The organism is Lentzea pudingi, from assembly GCF_014646255.1.
GTDB classification, from domain to species: domain Bacteria; phylum Actinomycetota; class Actinomycetes; order Mycobacteriales; family Pseudonocardiaceae; genus Lentzea; species Lentzea pudingi.
The window spans coordinates 454,247-474,365 of sequence record NZ_BMNC01000001.1; the positions used below are offsets into that span (position 1 = coordinate 454,247).

General features: G+C 69.5%; 12 protein-coding genes. 4 read left to right on the forward strand and 8 right to left on the reverse strand.

What is annotated here, in order from left to right; translation table 11 throughout:
* The first annotated feature begins 31 nt into the window (after positions 1-31).
* A complete protein-coding gene (locus IEY88_RS02145; protein ID WP_229693011.1) occupies positions 32-1,711 on the forward strand; it encodes a helix-turn-helix domain-containing protein in 1,680 nt (559 codons plus the stop codon).
* Here the strand turns inward: IEY88_RS02145 and IEY88_RS02150 are convergent.
* Positions 1,703-3,295, reverse strand: a complete 1,593-nt coding sequence (locus IEY88_RS02150; RefSeq protein WP_229693012.1) for a long-chain fatty acid--CoA ligase — start codon at positions 3,293-3,295, stop codon at positions 1,703-1,705. The genes IEY88_RS02145 and IEY88_RS02150 overlap by 9 nt on opposite strands.
* Positions 3,296-3,387: 92 nt before the next feature.
* Entirely contained in the window at positions 3,388-4,236 is an 849-nt protein-coding gene (locus IEY88_RS02155; protein ID WP_189152837.1) for a LysR family transcriptional regulator, read from the reverse strand.
* Positions 4,237-4,326: 90 nt separating this feature from the next.
* Here IEY88_RS02155 and IEY88_RS02160 point away from each other — a divergent pair, with 90 nt between their 5' ends.
* The 3 genes from IEY88_RS02160 to IEY88_RS02170 all read left to right on the forward strand — a co-directional run bounded on the left by IEY88_RS02160 (position 4,327) and on the right by IEY88_RS02170 (position 8,275).
* A complete protein-coding gene (locus IEY88_RS02160) occupies positions 4,327-5,187 on the forward strand; it encodes an EamA family transporter (protein ID WP_189152838.1) in 861 nt (286 codons plus the stop codon).
* Positions 5,188-5,212: 25 nt separating this feature from the next.
* Positions 5,213-7,213 carry a neutral/alkaline ceramidase gene (locus tag IEY88_RS02165; RefSeq protein WP_189152839.1) on the forward strand — a complete coding sequence of 667 codons (2,001 nt, stop codon included), beginning with the start codon at positions 5,213-5,215 and terminating at the stop codon, positions 7,211-7,213.
* 126 nt (positions 7,214-7,339) lie between these two features.
* Positions 7,340-8,275, forward strand: a complete 936-nt coding sequence (locus IEY88_RS02170) for an alpha/beta hydrolase (protein WP_189152840.1) — start codon at positions 7,340-7,342, stop codon at positions 8,273-8,275.
* 67 nt (positions 8,276-8,342) lie between these two features.
* Here the strand turns inward: IEY88_RS02170 and IEY88_RS02175 are convergent, their stop codons facing one another.
* The 6 genes from IEY88_RS02175 to IEY88_RS02200 form a co-directional block, all read right to left on the reverse strand.
* Positions 8,343-9,893, reverse strand: coding sequence for a hypothetical protein (locus tag IEY88_RS02175; RefSeq protein ID WP_189152841.1), 1,551 nt, complete (start codon positions 9,891-9,893; stop codon positions 8,343-8,345).
* 138 nt (positions 9,894-10,031) lie between these two features.
* Entirely contained in the window at positions 10,032-10,451 is a 420-nt protein-coding gene (locus IEY88_RS02180) for a hypothetical protein (RefSeq protein ID WP_189152842.1), read from the reverse strand.
* Between the two features lie 6 nt (positions 10,452-10,457).
* Positions 10,458-11,309, reverse strand: a complete 852-nt coding sequence (locus IEY88_RS02185) for a universal stress protein (protein WP_189152843.1) — start codon at positions 11,307-11,309, stop codon at positions 10,458-10,460.
* Positions 11,310-11,364: 55 nt separating this feature from the next.
* On the reverse strand, positions 11,365-14,694 hold the full coding sequence (locus IEY88_RS02190) for a CARDB domain-containing protein (protein ID WP_189152844.1): 3,330 nt from the start codon (positions 14,692-14,694) through the stop codon (positions 11,365-11,367).
* A gap of 25 nt (positions 14,695-14,719) precedes the next feature.
* The gene (locus IEY88_RS02195) at positions 14,720-18,487 is read right to left on the reverse strand and encodes a discoidin domain-containing protein (protein WP_229693013.1); all 3,768 of its coding nucleotides are present in this window, start codon (positions 18,485-18,487) and stop codon (positions 14,720-14,722) included.
* 356 nt (positions 18,488-18,843) lie between these two features.
* Positions 18,844-20,100: an alpha/beta hydrolase family protein gene (locus tag IEY88_RS02200; RefSeq protein WP_189152846.1), complete on the reverse strand. Its 1,257-nt coding sequence runs from the start codon at positions 20,098-20,100 to the stop codon at positions 18,844-18,846.
* Positions 20,101-20,119: the final 19 nt, after the last annotated feature.

A 20,119-nucleotide genomic window follows, 5' to 3' on the forward strand; every position in this document is an offset into this window, starting at 1 on the left:
CCACCACCGGTCGCTGGGCCACAATGACGGGGTGAGCATCGATCCGAGTGAGTCGCACGAGCTGGTGCGCCGCCAGCGCGAACTGGCGTCGTTGTACGCCACCGCCAAATCGCTCACCGCCCTCGGCGAGCTGGACGACGTCCTGCAGTCGATCGTCCGGCACGCCCACGACCTGATGGGCACGGACTTCACGTACCTGTCGCTGGTCGCGGACGGCAGGCTGTCGGCCAAGGCGGCGGAGGGGACGATCTCGGCGGCGTTCCTCAGCGCGACCATCCCGGCCGGGGTCGGGCTGGGCGGAAAGGTGCTGACCACCCGGCGCCCGCAGTGGGTGCGCAACTACGCCGGCTCGACCCACATCGACCACGACGCGGGCTTCGACCGGCTCGTCGGCACGGAGGACCTGGTCGCTCTTCTCGGTGTGCCACTGGTGATCCGGGACGAGGTGGTCGGCGCGTTGTTCGCCGCGTACCGGTCCGAGAGGTCGTTCGACGCGGGCGAGATCGCGTTGCTCAGCGCGTTCGCCGACCACGCCGCCGTGGCGCTCAACAACGCCCGCCTCTACGAGGAGAGCCGGACCGCGTTGCAGGACCTGCAGGTCGCGTACCGCCGGATCGAGGAGCACGTGGCCGTCGTCGAACGGGCGCAGGCGATCCACGAGGCGCTGACCGGGGTGGTGCTGGAGGGCGGCACACCGGACGACGTCGCCCAGCTCCTCGCCGACCAGCTGGGCGGGACCGTCGCGCTGCTCGACGCCGCCGGTCACCGCTCCGGCCGCGTCACGACGTCGGTGCAGGACGGGGTCGCCCGCAGCGTGGCCCCGATCCGGGCGGGTGACAGCCACCTCGGCGCGCTGGAGTGGAGCAGGGACGCGGCCACCGGCGCCTCGGACGCCATGGACCTGCGCACGCTCGAACGGGCCACGCACATCCTCGGGCTGCTGATCCTCAAGGAGCGGGCGGTCGCCGAGGCCAGCGAACGGCTGAGCGGCGAGCTGCTGACGGAGTTGATGGTCGGCGGCCCGGGGATCGGCCCGGCGCAGCGCACCCGCACCCGAGCGCGCGGCATCGACGCTGACCGGCTGAACCTGGTGCTGGTCGCGGACTCAGCGACGGTGCCGCCGACCGATCTCGCGCGCCACCTGCACGAGATCGCCAGGGACCGCGCGGGGCTCGCCGGCGAACACCTGGGCAAGGCGACGATGATCGTGCCCAGCACCGACGACGACCGGACCGCCGACGAGGTCCACCGGCGGCTCCGGCGCGCGCTGGGCAGCGCCGTCACCGTCGTGGGGGAGCGGGCGATCGGCCACGACTGGGCGCGCGCCTACTCACTGGCAAGTCGTTGTGGCGCGGTCATGCGGGCTCTCACGCACACCGACCGAGGCGTCACGACGGGTCGGTATGCGTTGTACGCCATGGTCTTCGACCCCGACCGGGTGCGCGAGCTCGACCGCTTCCTCGACACCTCCGTCGGTCCGCTGGCCGACCACGACGAACGCCGTGGCACCGATCTCGTCGGCACCCTCAGCGCCTACTACGACCACCGCGCGAACGTCGCGGCGACCGCACGCGCGTTGCACGTGCACGTCAACACGTTGCTCAAGCGGCTGGACCGGGTCGGCGACGTCCTCGGTGCGGGCTGGCGCACCGAGAACGACCTGGAGCTGCAGCTCGGGCTCCAGCTGTTCCGGTTGCGCAACTCAGGCTGAGTCGCGCAGGGCGCTCTTCGACAGCTTGCCCGTGCCGGTCTTGGGCAGGGCGGTCCGGAAGACGACCTCGTCGGGCAGCCACCACTTGGCGACCGCGGGCGTGATGTGGCGCAGCAGTTCGTCGCCGGTGGTGGCGCTGCCGTCGCGCAGGACGACGTAGGCCACCGGGCGTTCGCCCCACCTGTCGTCCGGGCGGGCGACCACGGCCACCTCGACCACGTCGGGGTGTGAGGTGAGCGCGCTCTCCAGCTCCACCGAGGAGATCCACTCGCCGCCGGACTTGATCAGGTCCTTCATCCGGTCGACGAGCCTGATGTACCCGTCGGCGTCGATGGTGGCGAGGTCACCGGTCCGCAGCCAGCCGTCGGCCGTGAAGCTCTCCGCCGACTCGACCTCGAAGTACCCGCCCGCCACCCACGGTCCCGCGACCTGGAGCTCGCCGATGGCCCTGCCGTCGCGGGGGAGTGCCTGACCCGTCTCGACGTCGGCGATCCGCAGGTTCACGAGCGGCAGGGGCTGGCCCTGGGACGCGCGCACGGCCACCTGTTCCGCCTCGGTCGCGTGCCGGTGCCGGGTGCGGGTGCCGCCGATCGTCCCGACCGGACTGATCTCCGTCATGCCCCAGGAGTGGGTGATGGGGACACCGAGCGCGGCCCGGTAGGTCTCCGACAGCGCCGGGGCGATCACCGAGCCGCCGCCGAGGAGGAACCGCGTCGCGCCCAGGTCGTGGTGGGCCAGCTGGGGAACCAGGCTCGTCCACACCGTCGGCACGGCGCCGGCGACGGTGACGCGTTCGGACTCCATCAACTTCAGCAGGTGCGTCGGCTCGGAGGACGGGCCGGGCAGGACCAGCGAGGCGCCCGTCATCATCGCGCCGTAGGGCAGTCCCCACGCGTTGGCGTGGAACATGGGCACGATCGGCATCACGACATCGCTCTCGCTGAGACCGATGAACCCTGCGGCGAGCGTGCCCAGGCAGTGCAGGATCGTCGACCGGTGGCTGTAGAGCACGCCCTTCGGCGGTCCGGTCGTCCCCGAGGTGTAGCAGAGCCCGGAGGCGAGGTTCTCGTCCGCGAGCGTGAAGGTGTCCTCGAACGAGCCCGCGAACGGCTCGGCGGCCGAGACCAGGTCGTCGTAGTGCAGGACGCGGGGATCGGCCGGGATCTCCTCGCGGCTGTCGTCGGGCAGCACCACCCAGTACCGCACCTTCGGCATCCGGTGGGCGCTCGGCCAGATCCGCGGTAGCAGCGCGCGGTCGACGAACACGACGTCGTCCTCGGCGTGGTTGACGATGTACTCGAGGTGGTCCGCCGCGAGCCGGATGTTGATCGAGTGCAGGACCCGCTTGGTGACCGGCACCGCGAGGTAGAGCTCCAGGTGCCGTCGTGCGTTGCTCGCGAACGTCGCGACCCTGGCGCCTTCCGGGATGCCGAGCGAGCCGAGCGCCGTGGCGAGGCGCCGGGTCCGCTCGGCCACCTCGGCGTACGTCACCCGCTCGACGCCGGCCGTTACGACCTGCTTGTGCGCGTGGAGTCGCTCGGCCCGCTCGAGGATGTGCGCGATGGTGAGCGGTCGAGGCTGCATCAGCCCGTCCATGACACGTGACACTAAGTGAGCTCGCGGACGGTGAAGAGGGGAGAAACTTCCACTCCTGCACCGGGTTCGGCGGTGAGTCCTCACACCCGATAGGCGTCGCAGGCCAGCGTGATCAGGTCGGTGAGGTGCTGCGGCGGCTGGTCCTTCCACCACGCGAGCCACACCGCGATCGGCGGGGCGTCGGCCACGGCCCGATAAGCGACGCCTGGACGTGGGTTCAGGCTCGCGGTGGCCTCCGACGTCATGCCGACGGCCTGCCCCGCCGCGATCAGCGTCAGCCACTCGTCGACGCTGTGGGTGTTGCGCACGACGGCGGGTGCCTTGCCGGGTTGCCACAGGTCCAAGGTGGTCGTCCCGGTGCGGTCGTCCACGGCGAGTGAGTACCGGGCGAGGTCGGCGAGCTTGAGCGAACGCTTGCGCGCCAACGGGTTGTCCGTCGCGACCACGCCGTAGCGCCGCTCGGTGCCCAGCAACGCCGTCTCGAACCGCGCGTCGTCGATCGCCTTGCGCACTACGGCGACGTCGGCCGTGCCCTCGGCGAGTCCCGCGGTCAGCGAGTTCGACTGGACGAACACCAGTGGCAGCCCGGGATGCTGTGCGGCCCAGGACTTCTGCACCCGCCGGGTGTGCTTGCCGAGCGCCGACCAGGCGTAGCCGATGCGCAGTTCGGTCAGCGACTGCGACGCGATCCGGTGCAGGTGGGCGACTTCGTCGAGCACGCGGCGGGCACCGTCGAGCACCTGGGAGCCGACGGCGGTGAGCGCGACGTGCCGGGTCGAGCGTTGCAGCAGTCGTACGCCCAACGCTGCTTCCAGTGCGGCGACCGAGCGGGACACCGAGGCCTGTGTGAGGCCGAGGACGGTGGCGGCGTCGGTGAACGTCCCGGCGTCGACCACGGCCACGAACGACTTCAGCTGCCGCAGATCCATGTGCGGAGCGTACCTATTCATACGTCAGTCGTATGGCTGACGCGGCAGGCGCATTTCCCGTTCCTGGACTGGAACCGCAGGCTGTGGAGCATGAAGAGCCTCGGTGGATTCGCCACGATCACCGCCAGCGCCGCGAGCAGCCAGCTCGGTGCCGCGATGGGCGCGCACGCGTTCGCGTCGATCGGCCCGGCCGGTGTCGTGGCCGTGCGGCAGTTCGTGGCGGCGGCGGTGCTGCTGCCCGTGGCCCGCCCGAACCCGCGCCGGTTCACCTGGGCGCAGTGGTGGCCGACTATCGCGCTCGGCGTGGTGTTCGCCACGATGAACCTGAGCCTCTACACCGCCGTCGACCGGATCGGGCTGGGCCTCGCCGTCACGCTGGAGGTGCTCGGGCCGCTCGCGGTCGCGCTGGGCGGCTCGCGCACGCGGCTCGACTTCCTGTTCGTGCTGATCGCGGCCGTCGGCGTCTACGTGCTGGTGCTCCCGGGGCCGTCGAGCGACTGGCTCGGCATCGGCGCCGGACTGCTCGCGGCGGCCAGCTGGGCCGCGTACATCCTGCTCAACCGCCTGGTCGGGCAACGGTTGCCCGGCCTGCAGGCACCGGCCGCCGCGACGAGCGTGTCCGCGCTGCTCTACGTGCCGGTCGCGGTGTACCTGATCGTCCAGGGGCAGTTCAACGGCATGGCGATCCTGTACGCCGTCGCGGCGGGCGTGTTCTGCAGCGTCGTGCCGTATGCGGCCGACGTGATCGCGTTGCGCAAGGTGCCGGCGCGGCTCTTCGGGCTGGTGTGCAGCGTGCACCCGGTGCTGGCCGCGCTCGCGGGCCTGGTGCTGCTGGGGGAGGAGCTCGCACTCCACCATTGGGCTGGAATCTTGCTCGTGGTCACCGCCAACGCACTGGCGGTGACTTGCTCGAAGTGGTCTGGATCACCTACCGTCGACCCTGAAATGTGAATCCCATTCACTTAGCGGGGTGTCCATGCGGGCGAAAGTCTTGACGGTGGTCGCCGCACTCGTCGGTGCGGCGCTGGTCAGCGGTCCGTTCGCGTGGGCGGAACCCGAGCCGTACCTGGTGGGCCGGGGCATCTCCGACGTCACCGGCCCGGCCGCCGAGAACGGCATGATGGGCTACTCGAAGTTCGACCAGAAGACGACGGGCATCCACCAGCGGCTGCGGTCGCGGGCCTACGTCGTGGTCGACCGGTCCACGAACAAGCGCGTCGCGTACGTCAACGCCGACCTCGCGATGATCTTCCGCGCGGTCCAGGAGGGCGTGCTCGCCAAGCTCCAGGCCAAGTACGGCACCACCTACACCCGCGAGAACCTGCTGCTGTCCGCCACGCACACGCACAGCGGCCCCGGCGGCCAGTCGCACAACCTCGCCTACAACCTGTCGATCCTCGGCATGCAGCCGCAGGCACTCGCGGCCGTGGTCGACGGCATCACCGAGTCGGTCGTCGAGGCGCACGAGGACGTGAAGCCCGGCTCGATCAGCCTCGGCGTCGGCGAGCTCACGAACGCGTCGGTCAACCGGTCGCGCGTCGCGTTCGACCGCAACCCCGACAAGGGCGCGTTCCCCGCGGGCATCGACCCGCAGATGACCGTGCTGAAGTTCAGCCAGGGCGGCCAGCGGGTCGGCGCCATCAGCTGGTTCGCCACGCACAACACGTCGATCACCAACGCCAGCACGCTGATCAGCCCCGACAACAAGGGGTACGCGGCGTACCAGTGGGAGCACGACGACGAGGGCGTGCGATACCTGGACGACACCGCGGGCTTCGTGGCGGCGTTCCCGAACACCAACGCGGGCGACATGTCGCCGAACCTCAACCTGAAGCCCGGCTCCGGCCCCACCGAGAACGAGTGGGAGAACGCCCGCGTCATCGGCGAGCGCCAGAACCGCAAGGCGCAGGAGGTCTACCACGGCCCGCAGGCGGCGATGTCCGGCGGCGTCGACTCGCGCATGCGGTTCGTCGACATGTCGGCCGTGCAGGTCGAGAGCCGCTACACCGACACCGGACAGCCCGGCACCACCTGCTCCGGCGTCGTCGGCGCGTCGACCATCGCGGGCAGCATCGAGGACGGCCCGGCGATCCCCGGCTTCTCCGAGGGCATGCAGTCGCCGTGGAAGAAGCTCTTCGACCCGCTGCAGATGGAGGTCCCGCAGTGGCTGCGCGACTGCCAGTTCCCCAAGGCCTCGCTGGTGCCGACGGGTCTGATCGGCGCCACGCCGAACGTCGTGCCGTTGCAGATCGTCCGCATCGGCCAGCTGCACCTCGTCGCGGTGCCCGGTGAGGTCACGATCACCGCGGGCCTGCGCATCCGCAAGACCGTCGCCGCCGAGGCCGGTGTGCCGCTGCGGAACGTGCTGATCCAGGGCTACGCCAACGACTACAGCCAGTACGTCACCACGCCGGAGGAGTACGACTCGCAGCAGTACGAGGGCGGCTCCACCCTGTTCGGCCGCAACACGACCCCGGCCTACCAGCAGGAGTTCGCGAAGCTCGCCGCGTCGATGAGGTCCGGCTCTCCGCTGGCTCCCGGCCCGAACCCCGGCAAGCCGCCGTTCACCGAGATCAACCTGCAGACCGGCGTCGTGCTCGACGACAAGCCGGCGGACAAGAAGTACGGCGACGTCCTGATCGCTCCCAAGGCCTCGTACGGGCGCGGCGAGACCGTGACGTCGGTGTTCGTCACCGGCCACCCGAAGAACAACCTGCACCGCAACCACACCTTCCTGGAGGTGCAGCGGCAGGTGAACGGCTCCTGGGTGCGCGTCGCCGACGACGGCGACTGGTCCACGCGCTACAAGTGGGAGCGCGTCGGCATCGCCTTCTCCAACGCCACGATCACCTGGCAGATCCCGGCGGACACCCCCGCCGGCACCTACCGGATCGTGCACCACGGCGACGAGAAGAGCGGCTGGACCGGCAAGATCACCGGCTTCACGGGAGCGACCGCCGGTTTCACGGTGGCCTGACTTCTTCAGCGGCCCTCGTCCTCGGGCGAGGGCCGCTGTTATTCCCGGACGTGATGAGGCCGTGATTACGTTGTGCACGATTTAATCGCACGCTAGCTTTATGGCATCCGACCTGAAGGAGCAGCCATGAAGCGCCCCGTTCTCGAACCCGCCGCCGCCGAGTTCGCCGCCGCGACCGCCCAGCGGCCGTTCCTGTTCGAGATCGCCCCGGAAGAGGGCCGCAAGGCCGTCGACGAGGTCCAGTCGGGTGCCGTCGACAAGCCCGAGATCGACGAGCAGTGGGTCTCCCTGGACGGCTTCAAGGTCCGCGTGGTCAAGCCGGCGGGGTCGACCGGCGAGCTCCCGGTGATCCTGTACATCCACGGCGCGGGCTGGGTGTTCGGCAACGCCCACACCCACGACCGCCTGGTCCGCGAACTCGCCGTCGGCGCCGGTGCCGCCGTCGTCTTCCCCGACTACTCGCTCTCGCCCGAGGCCCGCTACCCGCTCGCGATCGACCAGAACTACGCCACCGCACAGTGGATCCAGCGCGAAGGCGCCTCGTACGGCCTCGACGTCACCCGCGTCGCGGTGGCCGGCGACTCGGTCGGCGGCAACATGGCGGCCGCGCTGACGTTGCAGGCCAAGGAACGCGGCGACATCGCGCTCAAGGCCCAGGTCCTCTTCTACCCGGTCACCGACGCGTCCTTCGACACCGACTCGTACCTGCAGTTCGCCGAGGGCTACTTCCTGCGCCGCGACGGCATGCAGTGGTTCTGGGACCAGTACACGACGAACCCGGTGGAGCGCGCGGAGATCACCGCCTCTCCGTTGCGGGCCACGCTCGAGCAGCTCGCGGGTCTGCCCCAGGCGCTCGTGATCACCGCCGAGGCCGACGTGCTGCGCGACGAGGGCGAGGCCTACGCCGACAAGCTGCGCGAGGCCGGCGTGCCCGTCACCGCAGTCCGGTACGCGGGCGCGATCCACGACTTCGTGATGCTGAACGCGTTGCGCGGAACGCACGCGGCGGAGGCCGCGATCGGCCAGGCCGTGGCGTTCCTCCGCGAGGCCCTGAACGGCTGAAGTGGGGCAGGGGCGCGCTCACGGGCGCGCCTCCCGCCGTCACTCCGGAACGACGAGCTGGCCGCTGTCAGCGCCACCCGCCCCCGGTCGCGAGCTTGGCCCAGTCGAGCATCTCGTCCAGCCATCCGAGCGAGTCGAGGGCGAACCCGATGTTCTGCGGCGGCGACTTCACCAGCGTGTCGGCCTCGATCAGCCGCTCGAAGTTCACCTTGATCGGGCCCTCCCGCTTTTCCCCGCTCGCGCTGCGGAACACGACACCGGCCTGCTCCATGATCTTGATCAGCTCCTGGGCGATGAGCCCGTATCCGACGGTCGTGGGGTGCACGCCGTCCAGCGAGAAGAGACCGCCTGTCCGGCGTCCACCGGTGCCGTCGGCGGTGAGGAAGCGGGAGTCGATCCTGGGCGCCAGCTTCGCGAGTGCCTCGGGGAGCTCGTACGGCTCCCACCAGGACGGTCTCGCCTCCAGGTCCACGATGTAGCGGCGGTGCGCGAGCCTGTCCATGAGGCCGGCGGTGTCGAGCAGGTACCAGTCGTGGTTCTCGCGTCCTTTTCGAACGGTCGCGGTGATCGCCTCGTTGTACAGGTCGATCGCCGCGTCCACCGCGTGCGCCTCGGCGCCGGTGATGCAGTCGTCGGTGTGCTGGTTGAAGTCTCCGTCCGGGATCCACGGACGCGTGTAGTACTCGAAGTACGGGGTGCCCTTCTTCTGGTTCACGCCACGGGCGATGGGCGCCACCGTCACGTGCGGCACGGTGCACCAGATGACACGGCGGGCACCGATCGCCTCGACGTTCGCCTCGATCTCGGCGAGTTCGGCTCTGAAGTGCTCGGGCTGCCAGACGGTGTACTTGTCCTTCTTGCCGCGTGTGGCGTAGCCGGGGTCCTCGCTCCACTCGACTTTGAGCCGCGTCACCACTTTCAGGGCGTTGTTCGCACCCAGGAAGACGACGAGGGTCTCGATCCCGCCATCCGCGTTGAGGGCCTTGGCAGCGTCGAAGAACGTCCTGTGGCTGTGCTCTCCTGACGGGTAGACGCGGAGCGCGGCCCGTTCGCTCGCGTTCTGGACCCACGGCTTGAACGGGTTGTCGTTCACCGGTTCCAGCGAGTCCCAGCACAGGTCGGAGGTGAGCTCCAGCGCGTCCCTGAGGTCCCATCCGTACACGGCCAGGCAGTGGTTGATCCAGGGGTCGGCGGGACGGATGCTGCCGTCGCCGCGTTCCCAGTAGTCCTCGACGTCGTCGATGAACCGCCACACGTCGGCCGCGGCCTGCATGCTCTCCCGCCAGCCCGAGATCTCCAGTCCGAACCGCCGTTCCGCCCTGCGCATGACCTCTTCGAGGTTGAACGGCAGTCCGCCGCGGAACGGGTACCGCGGGTGGCGGAAGTGTCCGGACCAGCCGAGCTCGTGGGCGATGATCGCGGGATAGGACAGTTCGGTGTTGAAGATCGAACCGCTTTGGAACCCGTGGGAGAGGGAGTCGCCGATCACGACCAGCCGGTGTCTCAGCTCGGTTCCACCGGGCGTCGGTCTCGCCACGCCCGCGGTGCAGTCGAAAACAGGAGTACGCGGCTCGTTCTGCTGAACGTAGGCCGCGACCTCTGCCGGAATCGTTTTCATGGCAGCACCTCGCCTTGTGCGAAGAACGCGCCGCCTCGACCCGGTTCCGGGTCCGTCGTCGTTCGGTTGTACGTCCATTCCGCCGTTCAGTCCAGTGCGGTGGCCGTTTCGAGGCCGTTTCGCCGCTGGACGAAGACGTCAGCCGCGCTGGGTCTTCGTGACGTGGAACGGCGTGCCCTGCTGACACGTCGTCATCGCACCGGGATCCGGCCGTCCGGTCACCTCCACCACGGCACCGGCCACCGCGATCGCGGGGTCGGCACCGAGCAGCAGGTACTGCGCGACCCCGTTGCTCAGCAGCACACAACCCGACTCGGCCCCCGCCGACACCGTGCCCCGCACGACCGTCGTCCCCGGCTCCAGCGCCCGTGACGGCGTCGGCAGCGTGGGCACGGGCGGTGCGGTGGGCAGGGGTGTCGACGACGGTGGCAGCGGAGCGGGGGTGCTCGGCGTGGTCGCGTCGGTGGTGGGTGTGCTGGAAGAAGGCACCTCTGCCGGCGGCACCTGGCCGCACGACGCCAGCACCAGGCACAGCAGCACGGCCGCTAACCCGCGCATCTCACGTCACCTCCGATGGACCACTGCGACCGGGCACGGCGCGTGGTGGAGCACAGCGTGGCTCACGGAACCCAGGATTGCACGCTTCACGGCGCCACGGCCGTGACTTCCGACCGCGACCAGGGCCGCGCCGCCGGCCGCTTGGAGCAACGCGCGGGCGGGGGCGTCGAACGCGACCTCCTGTGACACGTGCACCTCGGGGTGGCGGGCCTCGAACGGCGCCAGCTGTTCGCTCAGCAGGTCGGAGAGGTCCTTGCGGACGTGGCCGAAGTCCTGCTCGGGCAGTTCGGCCCAGCCGGCGTCGTTCCACGCGTGGATGGCGAGCACGTCGCGGCCGTGACGGGCGGCGTACTCGAAGGCGAACGCGATCGCGTCCGTCGAGGTGTCGGAGCCGTCGATGCCGACGACCACGCGGCCGTCGACGGGGCCGGTGCGGGTCACGACCACCGGGCGGCCGGCGGTCGACACGAGTTCGACGGCGGTGGAGCCCAGGAACATCTCCGCGATGCCGGTGCGGCCGGACGAGCCGAGCACGAGCAGGTCGCCGGGTTCGTCGGCGAGGACGTCGACCGGGCGGCCCATGCGCACGTGCGTGGTGACCTCGAGGTCCGGCCAGCCCTGCCTGATCTCGGCGGCCAGTTCGGCGAGGTGGTCCTCGGCGGCCTTGGACATCGTCTCCTCGGTGACGAACTCCGGCACCGGGAAGGACATCGGCGTGAACACGGGCTCGGGCAGTGGGGCGCGGACGGCGTGCACGACCCGCAGGGCCGCTCCGCGGCGGGAAGCTTCCTCGGCACCGAACCGCACCGCGCGCCTGGCCAGGTCGGAACCGTCGAACCCGACAACGACCACAGACATGTGAAACCACCTCCGACCGGGGTGGTACCCGATCGGAGGTGGCTCTAAATGTGATCTAGTTGATGACGAACTGCGAACCCGGCTCGATGGTGATGTCACCGTCGCGGGAGTTCGTGATCGTGACGTTCGTCAGGCGCGCCGAGCCGCGGGCCTGGGCCATCGCGAGGATGCCCGAGCCGTTGTTCGACTTGTCGATGCGGACGTTGGTGATCCGCACGTCCGGCATGCCGCTGCCGCCGCCCTTGAACTGGATCCCGTCGTAGGTGGAGTCCAGGATCTCGGTGTCGCGGATGACGACGCCGGGGATCGGCAGGTTCTGCGAGAACAGCGTGATGGCGCCGAACTCCTGCGCCTCACCCCAGAACGCGCCGCCCGTGCGGTACAGGGCGTTGTTGGCGAGCGTCGTCGTCCCGCCGAACGGCAGCGGGTCGTGGTCGGTCGCCAGCATGATGCCCGGGTAGTTCGCCGTGTCGGAGATGATGTTGTTCTCCGCGCGGTTGTTCGACCCGCCGTAGATCGCGATCCCGTTGGCACGCCACGGAAGTGCGATCGTGTTGTTGAGGAACGCGTTGCCGCTGCCGGCATCCAGGTTCTGGTCCTTCACGTACTTCGACGCCCACACGGCCAGCGCGTCGTCGCCCGTGGTGCGGAACGACGAGTTGAACACCGTGGAGTTGCGCGTGCCGTTGGTGAAGTTGATGCCGTCGGCGTACGTGTCACGGATGCGCATGCCGCTGAACTGCAGGCCGTCACCGGGGTTCCAGCGGTCCGGCAGGTTGGTGTAGTCGCGGCCGACCCAGACACCGACGTTGGCGTGCTCGATCCACACGTTGGTGACCTTGGTGTTCTTGCCGAACCGGCCGTTGAGGCCGACGCCGCCCTCCGCGCCGCCGTCACCGCCGCGAATCCGGCCGGAGCCGAAGATCGCGATGTCGGAGATCTGCGTGTTGTCGTCGATGTCGAACCCGAAGTTGCCCTCGTGCGGGTGGTTGATCGTGTCCGCGTCCTGCGGCTGGATCAGCGAGAACAGCTGCGAGTGCCACATGCCGGCGCCGCGGACCGTGACGTTGCGGATGCCGACCTGGTTGTCGCCACCGCTGTTGAACACGGTGAGGATCTTCTTCTCCTGGCGGAACCTGCCCTCCGGGATCCAGACGCAGGGGATCTCCCCGTTCTGGTCGGCGGTCACGGCGCGCTGCAGGGCGTCCGTGTCGTCCGTCTGGTCGTTCGCCGTGGCACCGTACTGCGTGATCGAGACGCAGTCCGCGGGCTTCGAGGCCGCCGGGGCGACCTGCTCCAGGTCGACCAGGTCGATGACGTAGAACTGGGCGTTGTCACCGGAGTCGCGCTGCAGCTTGAACCTCGTGCCGGCCGGGTAGCTGTTCGCCAGCAGCTGCGAGGTCTCGTCGAACAGCCTGCGGGCGTCGCCGCCGGGACGGTTCGTGAGGCCCTCGGGGTCGTCGGTCGTGCCGTAGAGCCAGCTGTGGCGCGACGACAGGGTCAGCTTCTGCACGAACTGGTCGTTCGCGTAGAGGCTGATCGTCGCCTCCTGGCCACCGCCCGCGGCGGCGTCCGGGATCGAGTTGCGCACGACGATCGAGTTGGTGCTGACCGTCGAGGTGATCTCCACGAACTGGCCCTGCGCGTCGAGGCGCACCGACTTGCGGCCCGAGGACTCGGACCCGAAGTTGGTGTGCCCGAACGTCCGCTCGGCGTCGGCCTGCAGCAGCGTGCCCTGGTAACGGCCCGCTTCCACCTCGTACGAGGTGAACGGCGTCGAAGCGCCGCGTCCGACCACAATGGACTGGGTCGCGGTGTTGTTGGTCTCGTTGGTCTCCGCCACCACGTTGGTCGCGTCCGCCGTCGCGGTCGCCGTGGCACCGCCGTTGGTGGCGGTCCAGGTGCCGACGTTGACCGTGACGGTCTGACCGGCGTTGATCGCACCGGTGTTGGCGTTCAAAGTGCTGCCGCCAACAGACACTCGGGTCACCGAGGCGCCCGCCGCCGAGGTGCCGCGGTTGTTCACCGACACCGCGAACGTCACCTGCTGGCCGGCCGCCGGGGACGACGGGTTCGGCGTGACGCCGGTGATCTGCAGGTCCGGTCCCGGTGCCTGGCCGACGACCAGGGGAGAGCCGGAGGTGAAGGTGTTGTTGCCCTCGTTGGTCTCCGCGACATGGTTGGCCGGGTCCACCGTGGCCGCGGCCGCGTAGGACCCGGCACCCCGGCGGCCCGCGTCGACGGTGACGGTGGCCGTGGCTCCAGGAGCGAGTGCCGCGACGGAAGCCGAGCCCGCGACGGTGCCACCGAGCGTGGCGTTCAGCGTCGTCGCGCCGGACGCAACGGTGCCGCCGTTGCGCACGGTGGCGGTGAGCCTGATCGCGTCGGCCTCACTGGGGCTGGCCGGAGTCCACGTCAGGTTCGTGACGGTCAGGTCGGGCGCCGGTGCGGACGCGCCGAACACCTGGAACTCGGCGACCTGGCCGCCGGGCGCGCCGGTGTTCGAGTAGAAGTGCAGCCGCACGTCCGAGGCCCGGCCACTCACCGGGATCGTCACGCTGTTGCCGGTGGCCGGGTCGAACCGGTAGTCGGCGCGCGCCTTCAGCGTCCCGAACGCGGCAGCGCTTGCCTCACGTCCGAGGACCTCGAAGTTCTGCGTGCGAGCGCCCCACGCATTGTCGGGGTTGAGTTTGACGACGACCGAGGTGACGTCCGCGTTCGAGCCCAGCTTCGCGGTCAGGTGACCGGGGAGGCCGTTGGACTCCCAGTACGTGCCGGTGTTGCCGTCGACGGCGTTGGCCGCGACGAAGTCGTGCACGTGCCCGGACTCCTCGACCGGCTTGCCCTGGGCGAGGTTGTCACCGGGCGGCGGGTCGACGGGGCCGCCGGACTTGCCGTGCACCTCGAACTCGCTGAGCTGGGCCGCGGACCAGCCGGTGTTCGCGGTGACCGTGACGCGCACGTACCTCGTGCTGGTCGCCGCGAAGTCCAGCGTCACCGTGTTGTTCGAGCCGGGAGAGAAGACCCGACCGCCGGAGCCGACGATGTCGCTGAACTGCGAGCCGTTGGAACTTCCTTGCACGGCAAGCGTTTGCGTGCGCTGCTCCCAGTTCGAGGGCAGGCGCAGCACGACCTTGCTGACGCTCTTCGCGGCGCCGAGGTCGGCCTGGAGCCACTGGGGGAACGCGCCGTTCGTGCTCTCCCAGTAGCTGCCCTGGTTGCCGTCACCGGCGTTGCCGGCCCCGTACGGGCCGTTGGTGCTGGACGCGGTCAGGTTCGCGGACAGCCGGACGACCGCTGCTCCTGCCGTGGGTGTCAGTCCGAACAGTGCGAGGGCGCTCACGAGCGCAGCGCTCATCGCACGCTTCAACAGCGTGTTTCTCATTGAATTGTCCTTCGCGGCAGGGGAATCAGTTGACGTTGATCGTGAAGGTGGACGTCGTGTTCTTGATGTCCTGGAAGTTGTTGCTGAACCGCAGGCCGTTGATCGTCACGGAACCCACGGGCGGACCCTGGCCCGGTTCGGGCATCTCGTTGGCCCACAACCCGAAACCGGACTTGGCGTCGAACGCGTCGCCGCTCTTGCGCGCGCCCGAGATGCTCACGTTGGACAGCACCGTGTCCTGGAAGCTGTTCTCGGCCGCACCGTTGTACTTGGTCTGGAACATGATCCCGCTGTACGTCGGATCGATGATCTCGACGTCGCTCACCCGGATCCCCGTGTACTTCTTGGACGCGGAGAACATCCAGATCGCGCCGAACGTCTGCGCTCCCCAGAAGTGACCGCCGGAGCGGACCAGGGTGAGGCCGCTGAACGTCGTCGGCTCGGGCCCGAAGTCCTCCATCGGATACCCGAAGTCGAGCGAGCTGATCGTCACGGCGGAGTAGGTGAGCGTGTCCGCGACGTAGATGTTGCGGAACGTGTTGAGCTTGCCGCCGTAGACCGCGAGACCCGCCGCACGCCACGGGGTCGTCACGCTCAGGTTCTCGAACACGTTGTTCTGCTGGCCGGTGCCGCCGCTGTCGGTGGCGGCGAACAGCGCGAACGCGTCGTCACCGGTCGAGCGGGCCTCGATGTTGGAGATCCGGTTGCCCGACGAGCCGTTGGTCATGTTCAGGCCGTCCGCGTACATGTCGCGGATGCGGTTGTCCCTGATGACGTTGTTGTCGACGTTGTTGCCCCAGAACAGGCACATCATGTGCTCGACCCAGATGTTCTCGATGGTCATGTTCTGCACGCCGGCGAAGTCGAACACCTTGCCGGGGCCGTCGTTGCGCTGCGTGTAGTTGCCGAACACGGCGAACCCGCTGAACGTCGAGCCGCTGGCGGACGTCTGCGCGCTGAAGCCGATGTCGGTGTTCTCCTGCGTGAGCGGGGCCTGGAACCGGGTGAACCAGGGTCCGGCGCCGATCACGCGGACCGCCTTGCCGTAGACGGTGAACTTCTGCTGCGTCTCGTAGGTGCCCGCGGGCAGGTAGACGCCGGTCAGGTTCCCGGTGGTGTCCATCCGGACGCGGTCGAGCGCGTTCTGCACGTCCTGGTGGGTGAACCCGGCGGGCACGGCATAACGTGCGGCGTCAGGGTTTCCGGCTGCCGTCACCTGTTCGAAGTTCACGAAGTCGATCGCGTAGTTCGTGGTGTTGGCCGCGTCCTTCTGCAGCTTGATCTTCGTGCCCGCCGGGAACGTCGAGTTGAGCATCACGTTCGCCTCGTCGTAGATGTGGCGCGGCCCGCCCGCTCCCGGGGAGTTGCCCGGCGATGCTTCGTTGCCGTAGAGCCACATGTGCTTCGACGTCAGGTCGATGGCCTTGTGGAACGTGCCGTTGACGTAGACGTTGAGGTTCGACGTGATGCCGCCGCCACCGGAGCTGTCCGGGATGGAGAACCGCGTGACGAGGGTGTTGGTCGGTCCCGAGGTGGTGAACTCGACCGACTGGCCGGTGCCGTTCAGCGTGACGGCGCGGCGGCCGGACGCCTCTCCGGCGAGGTCGCCGATCGTCCTGTTCGGACTGAGCACCTGCGCGCCGCCGCCGACGGTCGCGTCCTCGGCCTCGACGTGCTGCCACGGGACGCTGGCGCCGCGGCCGATGAACAGCGACTGCTCGCTGGTGTTGTTGCCCTGCTTGGCGGGGATCTCGTTGCCGTCGCCGGCGATGACGGTGCGGACGGTGTAGCGGCCGTTGGCGGCGGGCCACGTGCCGAGGTTGACCGCGGCGGTCGTCGCGCCGGCGTTGATCGTGCCGTTGTGGCTGCCGGTCAGCGTGCGGACGGTCTGGCCGCTGCTGTTCAGGATCGTGACCGTGATGCCGTGGGCTCCGGCGGCGGACGCGATGGTGCCCTGGTTCTTGATCGCGACGCTGAACGTCGTGGACTGGCCGTTGGCCGGGTTGCTCGGCGACCAGCTCGGCACCGCGACCAGGTCGGAGCTCGGGACCGGGGTGACGACGATCGGGGACGGGTGGACGCGGGCGTTGTTGGTCTCGTCCTGCTCCGCGACCTTCTTGGTCTCGTCGGCCTTCGCGGTGTACTCGTAGCTACCGGACGGGCGGGCCGCGATCGTCGTGCTGACGTTCGCCTGCGCACCGGCCGCGAGAGCACCGACCTGGGCCGTGCCGACCGCGGTGGTGCCGAGGAAGAACGTCACGTCGGTGGCGGCGGACGCGGCACTTCCGGCGTTGCGGACCGTGGCGTTCAGCGTGATCTGGTCGGTCTCGACGGGGCCGGCCGGGGTGACCGACGTAGCGGTGACGGTGAGGTCGGGGTTCGGGGCAGGGGTGCCGAACACCTGGATCTCCGCCACCTGGGCGCCGGGCGCACCGGTGTTGGACGTGACGCGCAGCTGCAGGTCGGCGACCCGCGCGGCCGCGTTGATCGTGACGTTGTTGCCGCTGGCCGGGTTCCACTGGTAGTCCCGTCCGGCGACGAGGCTCGTGAAGCCGGTGGCGTTCTGCTCACGGCCGAGGACCTGCACGTTCTGCGTGCGGGTGCCCCAGGCCGAGTCGGGGTTGAGCTTGATCGCGACGGAGCTGACGTCCGCGTTCGATCCCAGTTGGACGGTCAGGGTGCCGGGGAACCCGTTGGACTCCCAGTAGGTGGCCAGGTTTCCGTCGTTCGCGTTGGCGGCGACGAAGTTGTACACGTTGTTGTTGGCCGTGACGGGCTTGCCCTGAGCCAGGTTCATGCCGGTGGCGCCTTCGCGCGTGACGGTGTTGCTGGCGGGGGACTGGTTGCCGGCCGCGTCCTTCGCGACGACGTGGTAGCTGACGCGCGTGCCGTCGGGCTGGCTGTCGGTGTGGGTCGTGCCGGTGACCGTGGTGCGCAGCGTCCCGTTGGCGTAGACGTCGTAGCCGGTGACGCCGACGTTGTCGGTGCTCGCGTTCCAGGTCAGCCGGATCTGCCCGGACTGGGGCTGGGTGAGGGCGAGACCGCTCGGCGCGCTGGGGGCCCGGGTGTCACCCCCGGTGGGGCCCTGCACCTCGAACTCGCTGATCTGGCCCGCGGGCCAGCCGGTGTTCGCGGTGATCCGCAGCCGCACGTACCGCGTGGTGGCGGCGGTGAAGTCGATGGTGACGGTGTTGTTCGCCGACGGCGCGAACTCGTAACCCCTGCTGGGCACCAGATCGGTGAAGTTGCTGCCGTCGGTGCTGCCCTGGACCGCGAGGGTCTGGGTGCGGGCGCCCCAGCCGCCGGTGGGGATCTTGAGCACGACCCGGTCGGCCTTGACCGCCGAGCCGAGGTCGGCCTGGAGCCACTGCGGGAACGCGTTGTTCGCGCTCTCCCAGTACGTCGCCTGGTTGCCGTCACCGGCGTTGCCCGGCCCGTAGTTCTGGTTGGTGCTGCTGGCGCTGTAGGTGGCCTGCAGCAGGGCGCTGACGGCCGCCTCGCGGACCTCGAGCTTCGCCGTGGTCCTGGTGGCGCGGACGTGCCGGACCAGCGTCGGGTCGACCTGGAAGGTCACCTTGCCGTTCTTGAAGTCGTGTGGTCGATCCGCGACCAGCGTCGACCAGCCTCTGCCATCGAGGCTGGTCTGGACGGCGAACGTCTCGGTGCTGTTCTTCGAGGCCGTGAGCGTGACCTGGTCGATGCGGGCCTGCTTCGCCAGGTCGAGGCTGACGGGTGCGGCCTGGGCGGCGGGGGCGATGGTCAGGGTCGCCGCTGCGGTGATCAGAGCTGTCAACGGGGCTAGCAGGGAGCGAACGCGTGTCGTCGATGACATGGCGTGCTTGGCCCTTCTCGGTGGGGACGCGAGGGGGTGTGGCGCGCCTCACCGTAGAAGTGACTAGCAGATTACCGCAATATCTCGACGTGATTGCGCAAATTTGCGACATAGCGCTCTGAACAGGAAAGACCCGTGTTCGTTCGCGTGTCCGAACAGTGTCGCAGCGTGCCCAAGGGCGATCACCAGCGGCTGGACAGACGGCTTCTCTCTAGGTTCGGGCCCGAACCTGCCCGGAAAATTGATTTGATCTAGATACTCGCGCTTGCGCTCGCTTGCTGTTGGCTTGCCGTGCTTGCGCAGTGTTTGCGCAAGTGTCAGAGCTTCGCGAACAACGTTCTGGCACGGTTCAGCAGATCCAGCCTGTGCGCACGCTGCCGGAGCGAGTGCCCTTCGCCCGGATACACGACGAGTTCGGAGTGCTTCACCGCGCGATGCAGGAGTTCGGCTTGCTCCACCGGCACGTTGGTGTCGTCCGCGCCGTGCACGATCAACATCGGCGTGGTGATCCGGTCCGCGTACGTGAGCGGGCTGTGCTCCGGGCCGTCGCCCAGCGCCGCCTCGAACGCGCCCCACTCACCCGTGGCGATCAGGCGCGGCCAGTCCGAGATGCCCCCGCCGACCAGCGCCGCCTTGAACCGGTCGGTCCGCGTCATCGCCCACGCGGCCATGAACCCGCCGTGGCTCCAGCCGGAGATGCCGAGCCGTTCGGGGTCGGCGATCCCCTCGGCGACGAGCAGGTCGATGCCGGCCTCGACGTCGTGCCACTCCTCCTGCCCCACCTTCCCGGACACGGCGTGGGCGAACTCGTGGCCGCGGCCCTGCCCGCCCCTGGGGTTGGGCAGGAAGGTCGCGATGCCCTGGTGCGCGAACCACTGGGCCGACGGCACCCAGTGCAGTTGCAGGTCGTCGGTCCAGCGGTCGTACGGTCCGCCGTGCACCAGCGTGACGAGACGAGACGGTCCGTCTCGTTCGGACCAGCCGACGGGGAGCACGAGGAGGCCGTCGAGTTCGAGACCGTCGCGAGCCCGGTAGCGGAGACGCTTCTGCACGCCCCACGGGATGCCGTCGAGGTCGCTGTAGCGGGGAGGGAGGTGCGAGCCGGTGACGCGGCCCAGGAGGCCGCCGCCGAGCCGGTGGAACTCGGTGTCGAGCCCGGTCGCGACCACCACGACCGGCGCCTCGCCGTCGTCCTGCACGAGATCGATCGGGCAGGCCCGCAGGCCCTCGGTGCGGTTGTGGTGGCGCTGGTCGAAGACGGCGTTGCCGCCCTGCAGGTGCGGCGGTGTCAGCGCCAGGTAGAACACCTCGTCGCCCCACCACGCCGGCGACCCGGCGTCCGCGGAAGTCGCGCCAAGGTCGGTGACGGTGCCGTCGGTCCCGACGACGTGCAGCGCGGGGTTGAGCAGGCCGGGGTCGATCCGCGGCGACGACCAGGTGATCACCGCGAGCCGGCCGTCCGGATGCCGGGCGACCTCGGCGACGTGACGGCCGGGGATGCTCACCCCGGTGGGAGGGGCCTGGGCCGGCGGAGGGGAGTGGGCCGCGGTGATCTCGTCGGTCAGTTCGCGCACTCGGTCTCCTTCGGCTGGG